This window comes from Methanosarcina spelaei (genome assembly GCF_002287235.1).
Taxonomy (GTDB): domain Archaea; phylum Halobacteriota; class Methanosarcinia; order Methanosarcinales; family Methanosarcinaceae; genus Methanosarcina; species Methanosarcina spelaei.
On record NZ_LMVP01000059.1, the window covers coordinates 1 to 11530 of the forward strand.

Sequence of the window (11530 nt, forward strand, 5' to 3'; positions counted from 1 at the left end):
GCCCGAAGCATACCCCATCCTTTAGGGTGGGGTGGCCGCACGCAATTTGATTTTTGAGTTATGTTCCTTTCTTTGTCCATCTACTGTTTTTTAACAATTTTTAAAGTCGCGCTTCTCTAAAACTATATGTTCAAAATCGCACACTTCTAAAACTGCATCCTATTATCTTGATTTTCCCCTTTAACGAAGTAACTGTAGGCTATAGGTTATATTATGTTGCAGAGTAAGAAAACTCCCAATCTTCTTATACTCTCAGGGTTACTTATGACCACCAAAAATTATATGGTTATTATAAACTCTTTTTTATTTATATTACTATTGCTCACAAGTCTTTTGAGAAAATATTTTATTGAAAATCCGATAAATGCTTGAATTTGAGATCCTTCCCCCCAAAACCCTGACGGCGTGATCACAAGCCTTTTTAAAAAGGCTTGAGTGCAAACTCCCAGTAAAGTTTGGATTTGAAAAACTTATTCCCTAACTAACCCTATCGGCGTGATCAACCGGCGCAACGGTTGCTAGACAACGCATATTATTAAAGAATGAGCGTGTCAATATTTTCAGCTTTTTGTGGGTCTCACTGATTCAAAAAGGAAGTAAATAGGATGTTTTTAGTGAAAGAAGCCTTTCTGAATAAAAACTTTCTCAGTTTCAATGTTACAGGTAAATTAAAATAGTGTTTTTGTCTTTCACATAATAGGGTTTAGAGGATTCTTTTACCAGTGGCTGAGATTATTCCCTCTGCTATTTTTCTCCAATCTCAATTCTACTTTTTTCTGGTTTTCAAATTCTCTGTGTCCAGGATTTACTCTAAAGTTTTTATGGAGATTTCACAGGTCCAGGCTTGTGGTGAAGGTTGCGGTAAATATTTACTCAGGAGTCTTTTCATTTTCTTTTTCAGCTTCTTTCTTTTCGGCTCTGTGTTTATGAAGTGCCATTTCAATATTGCTGTGCAGATCCTCTTCCTTAAAAGGTTTAGAGATGTATCCTGCAGGCTCTGTTGTTTTTGCTCTTTCAAGAGTTTCGTCATCAGTATAGGCGGTAAGATATAGTACTGGAATCCTGAGTCGGTTTTTTATCTCACGGGCAGCCTCAATTCCATCCATTTCTCCTTTTAACATAATGTCCATCAAAACAAGGTCTGCGTTCGTTAACTCGGCTTTTCTTATTGCTTCCTCTCCTGTGGACGCAGTACCCGGCACGGTGTAACCAAGATTTTTCAGTTTGTTTCTAATATTGAGAGCCACGATATTCTGATCTTCGACAACCAGAATTTTTGCTTTTTTCATTGTATCTCCCCTTTTATATTGGATAAGCCTCTGGATAATCAGTTGTTTTCCTTAAATAATATTTTGAAGCTAGTCTCTGAACCTTTTTGAAGTTCAATTGTACCACTCAGTTGTTCAACAAGAATGTTTACAAGCTGTAGACCCAGAGAACCAGTACTCCTGAAATCAAGTTTTTCCGGAAAACCCAACCCATTGTCCGAAACTACCAGCGAATATTGACTATTTTTATTAATTGAGCTCTTTGCACCATTATTATTAGTGATATTACTTATACTTTTATTCTTTAAATTCTCTTCAGCTTTGCAGAGTTTTATTCGGATTTCTCCTTTTCTGCCCTGGGGAAAAGCATGTTTCAAAGAATTAGATACAAGCTCATTAATAATTATCCCCAGAGGAACGGCAGTGTCCATTCCGAGAAAAATCTCTTCAACATCCAGAAATGTTTTGATGTCGTCCTTTCTGATATTGTATGAATGAAGGAGATCTGAAGTCAGTTTTTGAAGATATTCCGAAAAATCAAGAGTCTCGCTATTTTCTGATCTGTAAAGTTTCTCATGGATTATAGCCATGGTGGCAATCCGATTTTGGCTTTCTCGGAAAGCCTCAAGGACTTCCTTTTCACTAAATCTTTCAGCCTGGAGTTCCAGAAGGCTGGAAATAACCTGGAGGTTATTCTTTATGCGGTGATGAATTTCTTTCTTACGGAGTTCTTCTATTTTCCTCAGAGACTCTTCGGCTTCTTTTTGTCCGGTTATATCGTAAATCGCGCCGTGCAGGATCCTTTTCTTGCCTTTAGGGTCCGAAATATTCTGTACAATCTCGCGAACCCATTTTATTTTTCCTTCCCTGTGCCTTATACGATATTCGTGCTCTATGAGAAGTAGCGGATCATTCTTTAATCTTTCATTATTATTAACAAGTTTTTTCCAGTCTTTAGGAAGAACAATCTGTTGCCAGTTTATTTTCCCTGAAATGAAGTCTTCTCTCAGGTATCCTGTAATTTCCTCTACGCTTCCTTCCAAAAGAATGAGTTTGAAATCCAGATCTCCCTGGAAGGCTATTCCCTTGAAATTCTCTATAAAGGATCTGTACCTTTCTTCGCTTTCTCTCAACTTTTTCGACGCAAGTTTTAGCCCTGTAATATCTTTCATTACCCCGATTTCCCTGTAAGAGTGTCCCTGTTCATCTTTCAGGAAAATCCAGCTGTCTTCTACATAAAGATAGCTTCCGTCTTTCCTTCTGAATCTATACTCAGTGGTAAGTCTCTCTTCTCTCTCCCTGTATTTTTCCAACTTTTCAATAGTTTTCTTGCGGTCATCAGGATGAATATTTGCTTCCCAGTCACTTCTGTTAAAACTCTGAAATTCTTCCGGACTATACTGGGTAAGCTCTTTAACGGCTCCAGCCCATTCGATTTTACCTGTGAGCCTATCATGATCATATACTATCTGACCTGTCTGTTCAGTCGCAATCCGATATCTTTCTCCACTTCTTTCAAGGCTTTCCTGAGCCAGCTTTAGTTTGGTTATATCTTTCATTACTCCGAGCAGTCTATATGCATTCCCTTTCTCATTCCTAAGAAGCACTCCCCTATCCTCTACATAAATATAATTTCCATCCTTTCTTCTGAATCTGAATTCTTCCCTTAGCTTCTCCTCTCTTTCAAAAAAGAGCCTTACTTTTTCTATTACTTTTTTGCGGTCATCAGGATGAATATGCTCTAGCCATATTTCAGGACTAATTTTTTGGAATTCCTCAAAGTTGTAACCTGTAAGCTCTACAATAGCTCCTGCCCAATCTACTTTCTGTGTTTTTGTATTATAGTCATACACGATCTGGCCGGTCTGCTCGGTAGCAATCCGGTATTTCTCTTCACTTTTTCTGAAGGTTTCCTCAGCCTCTTTACGCTGTGTTATATCAAGCATTACTCCGACAACTCCGGCTACTTCTCCTGAATTGTCCTGATAGGTAGCTTTGTGGAAAAGAAAATCCCTGTGCACACCGTCGGCACAGACCACTTTGGTTTCGTAATATTTGCTTCCCCCTTTTTCAATAAGGTTCCTGTCATCCTTAAGGTATATTTCTGCAAGCTCTTTTGGAACTTTTTTCCGAAACTCATGAAAAGAACCTCCTATAACCTTTTCTTTTGGAAGCCCCATAATCTGCCTGGCGAAACTCTCATTACAGTTTACGTATGTTTCATTCAGGTCCCTCTGGAAAACAGGGCTTGGAATACTATCAAGCAGGATTTCAAGAAACTGCACGTTATTCTGAAGTTTATTCTCGATTTTTCTTCTTTCCATTACTTCATGTACAAGTTTGTCATTTGCTTCCATGTACGCAAGGGTCTCTTTTTCGACGACCTCTTCCAGTTCTTGCTGATGAATCTGGAGTTCTTCCTCATAGTGCAGGCGTTTTATGACCTCAGACAACAAAAAAGCGGCAGAATCCAGGAAATATTCATCATCCTCAGTAAATTCTCTTTTTTCTCGACTGTAAACTTCCACTAGCCCGAAAGGCTTACTTATATCTCCTATCAGGGCTGATACTCCGCTGAGTATTCCGTATTGCCTGAGATACTCAATGCATTCAAAGCGGGTTTCGTTTTCGATATCTTCCGGGAGAATCGGTTTTCTCAAAACAAGGGTACATTCTGCCTGAGACTTCTTTTCTATGATAACACTGTCTATGGTTTTGTCTTTCCAGCCATATCCTGCCCTCATAATGAAGGTTCCATCAGGTTTGAGTTCCAGGATTCTGGAAAGTTCTGTATCAAGGCCTTTAGCAATAATCAGAGCACTTTCTTCCAGAATCTTCTGAACGTTTTTGCATGTTAAGGACATCCTGTAGAGGTTACAGAGGTTACTGAGGAAACGGTATTGTTTTTCTTTTTTACTAAGTTTTTTTTCGGTAAGGGCTTTGAAAGTTATATTAAATCCTTCAAGATTTACATACTCCTTTTTCGGAAAAGGGTAGAGTACTGCAAAATATGTTGTTTCCCCTGCCTGAATTTCAAGATTTTCCGAATTTTCCTGTCTGAGAACTCTTCTTATACTGTGCCTTAACTCCTGAGGAACTTTTTCCCCTTCTCTTATACCCCAGTATTCAAGAAGAGCATTAGCTGCCTTGCTAGCACAAAGAACTGTTCCTTCTTTTCCGAGTCTCAGGAAAACGCTGGAGGTTGTTGGAGAAAGCTCCTCTATAATTTTTTCTTTATATCTTCCTGGTATTTTTTCTGCTTTTTCTAGTAAATTATTACCTTTAATAATTTTCAATCCTCCATTTTTGATTTACATATTTTCCAGCTCATGGGAGTATGTATCAATATCTTGATTGAAATCCAGACAAACGAAATATCACGAGATTTTTCTACTTTACACTCTTTATTTCTTTATCCTAACGTTTCTTAATTTCTTCAATTTAAAATAATAATATGGACTCATATGTATTCACTATTTAAAAAGTTATATGATTTTATCAGAATTTTTAGAAGTTCGTAAGTTATTTAAAAAATAGATAGATTAAAATAGAATATATTGGGATACAGTTTTTCTAAGTATCTGTCAGAATATTGTCGTTTTACTCCAAATTGTCAGTTTACCCAAACATTCTCAGCCTGCAGAAAATTATCTTTAATTTCAAATGCTTCTATGTTTTAGTAACAAACAATATTAAAAGCACTTAATTTTAAAACCGTTTTCATAAAACTTTATGATTTTGAGAGTTTACTATTTCCTATTTTTTTACGAATTACTTTTAACAACTTTGTCAGCTTTTTAGAATTAGAATTTGGTTTAGAGTCAATTACAGTTGATTTTTATGAAAACTGATGCTCATTTTTAAAAGGCGCAGTAAATAATAAAATCATATTTTCTTAATAAAATCGACTCTGTTCCAAAATCTAGTGATTTTTTCATTTCTTGATTGAAAATCTGAATTCGAAAGAAGAATCCCGTTTTCATCAAAATCAATATTCGACATCTAAAGACTTCAATCCCAAAGTTGTATCCTACATTCGGCAGCAAGCACATTCCAACATCTAAATATTCTTAATTGTTATTTTTTGTAGGTTAAGTTAAAAAACAGCATCTTGCGGATTATCTATCTAGCATGATTTGTCTTTTATCTCATATATTATAAATATATATTAATTATGTTATGGTTAACATTTAGTAATTTTTGATTTAAATTAAATATCAAAAGTTCTAAAAAAAACGATATCAATAGAAAAATTGAATGGATTTTTATGTCGACCTGCCGAAAGCAGGTTGTATCTCAGGGATGGTGACCAATTACAAAATCTAGTGATTTTTTATTTTATGTTCGTCACTGGATTTTGATACTGAGTCATAAAATCATATTTTCTATTTATTTATTGTTCGTTAAAATAACATTTTATAGGCAAGTATTTTTTATTTGCAAACAATTTTTCATATAATTTATTTTAAATAATTTTAAGAATAATTATAGTTTGTAAACTGAAGAGAAAAAGATCAAAGCGAACGGATAAAAGAGAATTTTAGACCACGGTAGAAAAAACGGATGGATCAACTCAATTGGAAAGTGACTGGTAGGGTATGTGAGTAAAGAATTGCCTGGAAGAGGTTCAATCCGAATAACATACGATGGAATGTTTTCGGAATTACTGTATCGGGGGCTACAGTAAAATGAACAAAACTCTTCCAGGCTCTTTCTAATCCTTTTAAAAGGGGTTTTCAATGTTTTAGTTGCTTTTTGGGGTTTTGATGTCCTTTTGATGCTTTAATTACTTTTTAAGGGATTTAATTATTTTTTAAGGCTTTAATTGTTTTCTAAGGTTTTAATTGTTTTTCGAAGGTTTTAATTGTTTTTCGAAGATTTTAATTGTTTTTCGAAGATTTTAATTCCTTTTTAGGATTTTAATTCTTTCTATGACATTAATTGCTTTTTCAGGGATTTCAATTGTTTTTTGATTGATATTTTCTTGAACCTGCGTATCCGTAAAGTAAAATTAACTTCAAATGTTTTTAACTAAGGTAGTTTTAAAAAAAATTATATGTCCAGTGGCCACATAGTCAAGAACCTGACCCAAGAATATGGCATCAACTAGTATTTTCCAGCCACTCTTTACACGACAATAACAATATTTTTATAATCGATGTTCATTATGTTTAAAAGATAAGGGGAGAAAATGCGCGTGCAATTTTCAAAACAAATGAATAGACTAATACTTCTTGTAGTAGTTATTGCTATAATCGCCATCGGATATTACTTTGTCTTAGAGTCACATAGTTTCGCTTTCAAAATAATTCACGCATGACGTTTTACCAGAATTTCCATTGTTTCTTTTTTCTCTGGTGCTTCAACAACCTTTTACTATCTTTCCTTTTACATGTTCCATATCCCTTACTGAACCGTAATTTTCCCATCCACAAGCCTGATAATTCTATCAGCTTTTAAAGCCATATCATCGTTGTGAGTAACTACGATAAATGTCTGATTATATTCTTTATTCAACTGCCTGAGAAGTTCGTAGATCATGTCACCTGTTTTTGTATCGAGATTACCTGTCGGTTCATCCCCAAGTACAATTGCAGGAGAACAGCTCAATGCTCTTGCTATTGCAACTCTCTGATTCTGTCCTCCTGAAAGTTCACCTGGTTTGTGATCCATTCGGTCTTCAAGTCCTACTTCTTTCAGGAGTTTTTCGGCAGTTTCCTTTGCTTCTTTCCTCTTTTTTCCAGCAATCAAAAGTGGCATCATTACATTTTCCAGGGCTGTAAAATCAGGGAGCAAATGATGGTATTGGAAGACAAAACCAAGCATCTTGTTTCTGATCTCAGAACGTTCTTTGTCAGACATATTTGTTACGTTATTCCTGTCTATCAGTAGAGTGCCTGAACTCGGAGTATCCAGCAAGCCTATTAAATGCATAAGTGTACTTTTGCCTGATCCTGATGGTCCGACAATTGCCACGAATTCCCCCTTTTTTATTTTCAGATTTGCATTATCGAGAGCACGGAATTCCATTCCGTTTTTATAACTTTTTGTCAGGTTTTTAAGTTCGATTATTGGGCTTTCTTCTGTCATATTTTCTACGCCTCAGTAGAGTTATTGAGATTTAAACAGTCAAGCTTTTATTGACTCTTTTTAACTGTGCAATTACTCAAATTTTAAGCGAATAGTCTTAAATTTTTAAATTACTTCTAAATAAATTTGTAGATAAATCTGTAAATAAATTTGTAAGTAAGTTTGCAAATAAATTTGTAAATTTATTATACGCTAAAACCAGAATAAACAGCTTTTTTACACCAGAGAAAAGTATATCATATCAGGCACTTTCTATGGCTTTTACAGGATCAAGCTTTGCAGCTTTTCTTGCAGGGTAGATACCTGAGATTATATTAATTATGAAGGCGAAGAAAGCAGCATATACGAAGTTTAGAGGTTCGACTTCAAGAGGGAGAGTCTGGAGCCCGAAATACATCTCCTGAGGGACTGCAATTTTATAACTCTGCAGAGTAATGGTTGCAATATAACCCAGGATAGTGCCCAAAACCAGCCCAATAGCTCCGAGAATCACAGACTGGAAAAGAAAGACAATCATTATGCTTTTTTGAGAGGCTCCCATGGCTTTTAGGATACCTATTTCTCGTGTTCTCTGGGCAACAATGGTAATCAGAGTATTTGCAATCCCGAAGCCTGCAATCCCGTAAATAAGAATATAGAAAACGTTTACGAAAACCTTTTGAGTGTTTAGGAGGTTAAGAATTTCTGCATTTGCTTCTATCCAGCTTACTGCGTTAAGCTCGTTTTCTCTTTCAATTGAACTTGAAATACTATCTGCCTTATATGGGTCTGCAACCCTGATCCCTATTGTGCTTACAACTCCGGGTTCATTGAAAAATTCCTGTACCGAGTCCAGTCTTGCATAAGCTGTTACCTCGTCTGCAGCCGTTCCTGTATGGACCAGACCTATAACCTTAAAAGAAGTTGTTTTTGAGCCCGGAAATACAGCATCTACCCGGTCTCCAAGCTGAACCCCAAGATTTTCCGCAAGTTTATCTCCAAGTACTATTCCGTGCCTTGTATGGGTAAGCGATAGAAAGCTCCCTTCTACTATATCTTTGCTTACTCGCATAACCTTATCTTCAGCCTCAGGTTCAATTCCCTGAAGTGAAATACCTTCTGCATTGTCCTTATGTTCCAGGGCTGCCTGACCCAGATATTTAGGAGATACCGCTATAACTCCTTCTTTATCCGAAATCAGGGCTGAATTGTATCTGTAGAGATGAATAAACCCTTCTTTTTCATCTTGAGGATTGATAACAATATGTGGATTATTCTCAGTACTTGACTTTATAAGCTCTCCCTGAAATCCAGAAAGCATTGCCATCATGACCGTAATTACAGCGACGGCAAGGGCAACTGCAAGTATGGCAAAAAAGGTTTGCTTTTTTCTGGAAAAAACTTGCCTCAAAGCAATTTTCAATTCATACATCTGAGTTAGCTCCTGGAAATGGTACATCTTAGGGTTTTTAGTCAGTGGAGAATTCCTTATTTTCCAGAGTATCCTATCTATTGAGGTATTTTTTAACTTTGTTTAATAATTTTATCTAAATAAGCCCAGGGAATAACCTTAAGCCTGTGTACTTATTTTGAACTGATAAATTCTGTATTTACTTTGAACTGATGGACTTTACAGGATCGAGTTTAGCTGCCTGCTGGGCAGGATAAATCCCGGCAATAAGGTTCAGCAGGAAAACTGCAAGAATAATGACCAGAATGTCCCCTATCCTGATTACAATGGGAATAGTTGTAAGGCCGCCGTAAAGTTCCGAGGAGGCAGCTGGCATTTCGTACTGTCCTATTCCCAGAGAAGCTGCAATTCCTGTAAGAGTCCCAACAAGAGCACCTAATAAACCCAGAATACCGCTTTGAAGCACAAAGATTGTCCTGATACTGAAAATAGTAGCTCCCATAGCCCTTAACATACCGATCTGACTTGTCGCACCGATGACTGAAAGATTCAGAGCGCTAACTACTCCAAAAGAGGCAATAACTACAATCAGACCAAGGATTACATTGTTGGAGGTAGTTTCTATCGCGATTGTCCTGAGGATTTCAGGGTTGGTTTCTGTCCACCCTCTTGCCTTATAACCAGTCTTTTCTATCTTAGCAGCAACTTCCCTGTCCCTGTTAAAATCCTCAAGCCTGACAGAAAGACCGTTAATTACGTCCGGAACGTTGTAGAACTCCTGAGCAGTATCCAGAGATGTATAAGTGAGGGATTCGTCCAAAGGAGAGCCTGTATGGAAGATTCCAACCACTCTCAGGGACAGAGGGTTTGCATTGGGAAAAGACACATTAACCGAGTCTCCAGGATTAACCTCAAGCTTATCTGCCAGTTTCGAGCCAATTACAATTGTGTTTCTGGAGTATTCAAGATCCCTGAAATCTCCTTCAACCATGTCAGTTTCAATATCGCTGATATTATTTTCCTTTAAAGGTAGAACACCTTTCAGCTCGGCATTATAAGAATTTGTTTTGAACCTGAAGGAAGCTTTTCCCGTAAGAAAAGGAGAAACCGCAGAAACGCCTTCGACTTTTTCGATATTGTCAACAAGGGTTCTGTAAAGGTAAATATAGTCCTCATCTTCTTGCGGAGATACCGAGACATGAGGAAGTTTATTTACCGTAGTATTATAAAGTTCATCAGTAAAACCAACCATAAGAGCCTGAGAAACGGTAAGTACCATCACAGCAAGAGCTATAGCTCCAACTGAAAGAATTGTCTGGAATTTCCTTGCCCTAATCTGCCTGAGTGCGATAAAGAGTTCATAATGCATGGGACTCACAGCCTTAGATCCGGTTTCAAACTTTACTTCTAAAAAGGATATAAATCACAGAAAGCCCTGAAACTAAAACTGCCGCAGAAAAACCTGGAGTTCCGTTTTCACCTGAAGCTTCAGTTTCTGAAGTAGTATTATTTGCCGGGCTAATTCTGGAATTCCGGGAGAGATCTGATTCGATAACTGTTTCCCTGTGTTCAATAGCATCACCATCGTTTCCCAGAAGTTCGATTTCAAGCCTGTAGATTCCTTCCGGAAGCTTGTGGCTCCAGGCTACTTCAACGGTTTCGTCATCATCGTTCAGCAATACCGGAACCTTTTGCTGGACAGATTCAACAAGACTGGTATTCCCTTTTTCAGAATTTGTGTTCAGTTTGTATACCGAAAAAATAAGGCTTCCTTCAAAAGGCACCTGAGAGCGCCCGTAAACAGTAGCACTCGCTCCAGTCTCATCTTTGTAGATATCGGTAATCTCCGCATTGTCTCTGGCAGTAAATTGTTCGGCTGAGCTTATGATCTCCCTTTCAGGGGAATAAACCTGAATCTTTACTTTTCCAGTATACTCTTTATTGTTCTCAAGAAGTGTACCCCAGGGAGCGGAAAAAATATCAGGAGCGCTGGTAAGTGATAATTTTTCAGTTTTTGTTGTATAAACAACATCCGAACCGTTTACAAGCATATATTCTATATCAAAAAGTGAGGCTTCTTTTGGAGAGAGTGCGACACTAATTCCCTGGGAGTTAGCAACCAGGTCATTGACCTGAAGCCTTAATGCAGAGTTGGTGGCGTAAGCAAAATTATATTTAGCCTCTGAGAGAGCCTTATTTCCTTCAAGAAGCCTGGCCTTTAACTTATAAGCTCCGCGTTCGGAACTTCCGACATTCCAGAAACCAACCTTTGTCACCTGTTTATTTGCAGGAATATTATCTATTGGAAGTACCTGTTTGTCAAGTGTTTTCTCGTTTGTTCCCATGGATCTGACAAGAAGCACCTCAAGACTCAAGTTGTTTTCTGACTGGTCTGAGTAAAGGGTTATATCAAAGGACTCCAGATCGCTATAAAGATCGGCTATGTGCGCTGTATTCATTTCTTCAGTGTGAGAATTCTCGGATGCAGAGGCCGGAAAAACTGATATAAGGTAAAAAATAAGTAAAAAAAGTGCAGTTTTCATTGTCTTTTACCCCGGTTCTGTATTATGATAATTATTAAAAAGTATTTATAAAATTTATTGAAATGCACTTCAATTAAAAATATTGAATTATTTCTGGACTTTGTATAAAATTCTACTAATCTTTTATGCATACAACTTATTAATAAATGTTTTGAACATTGTTCACTTAAAGTATTAGTGCATATATTTTATTTCAGTCGAATACCCCGCTAGCTTGCTGCGGGGATGGAAAACTTCCC

6 protein-coding genes are annotated in these 11530 nt (G+C 37.1%); all 6 read right to left on the reverse strand.

The window, feature by feature from the left end; genetic code table 11:
* Positions 1–869 precede the first annotated feature (869 nt).
* Positions 870–1289 carry a response regulator gene (locus ASJ81_RS04685; RefSeq protein WP_095643474.1) on the reverse strand — a complete coding sequence of 140 codons (420 nt, stop codon included), beginning with the start codon at positions 1287–1289 and terminating at the stop codon, positions 870–872.
* 38 nt (positions 1290–1327) lie between these two features.
* Positions 1328–4564: a PAS domain-containing protein gene (locus ASJ81_RS04690; RefSeq protein ID WP_245859799.1), complete on the reverse strand. Its 3237-nt coding sequence runs from the start codon at positions 4562–4564 to the stop codon at positions 1328–1330.
* A 2110-nt stretch (positions 4565–6674) separates the two neighbouring features.
* Positions 6675–7358, reverse strand: a complete 684-nt coding sequence (locus ASJ81_RS04695) for an ABC transporter ATP-binding protein (protein WP_095643475.1) — start codon at positions 7356–7358, stop codon at positions 6675–6677.
* Positions 7359–7599: 241 nt separating this feature from the next.
* Positions 7600–8769 carry an ABC transporter permease gene (locus ASJ81_RS04700; RefSeq protein ID WP_095643476.1) on the reverse strand — a complete coding sequence of 390 codons (1170 nt, stop codon included), beginning with the start codon at positions 8767–8769 and terminating at the stop codon, positions 7600–7602.
* A 178-nt stretch (positions 8770–8947) separates the two neighbouring features.
* Positions 8948–10117, reverse strand: a complete 1170-nt coding sequence (locus ASJ81_RS04705) for an ABC transporter permease (protein WP_095643477.1) — start codon at positions 10115–10117, stop codon at positions 8948–8950.
* Between the two features lie 25 nt (positions 10118–10142).
* Positions 10143–11291 (reverse strand): hypothetical protein, encoded by a 1149-nt coding sequence (locus ASJ81_RS04710; RefSeq protein ID WP_095643478.1) that lies wholly within the window; start codon positions 11289–11291, stop codon positions 10143–10145.
* Positions 11292–11530 lie beyond the last annotated feature (239 nt).

Excerpts from the sequence above, each read along its gene's own strand:
- ASJ81_RS04700 (WP_095643476.1), bottom strand. The coding sequence starts at position 8,769 with ATGTATGAATTGAAAATTGCTTTGAGGCAAGTTTTTTCCAGAAAAAAG.
- ASJ81_RS04685 (WP_095643474.1), bottom strand. The coding sequence starts at position 1,289 with ATGAAAAAAGCAAAAATTCTGGTTGTCGAAGATCAGAATATCGTGGCT.
- ASJ81_RS04710 (WP_095643478.1), bottom strand. The coding sequence starts at position 11,291 with ATGAAAACTGCACTTTTTTTACTTATTTTTTACCTTATATCAGTTTTT.
- ASJ81_RS04705 (WP_095643477.1), bottom strand. The coding sequence starts at position 10,117 with ATGCATTATGAACTCTTTATCGCACTCAGGCAGATTAGGGCAAGGAAA.
- ASJ81_RS04695 (WP_095643475.1), bottom strand. The coding sequence starts at position 7,358 with ATGACAGAAGAAAGCCCAATAATCGAACTTAAAAACCTGACAAAAAGT.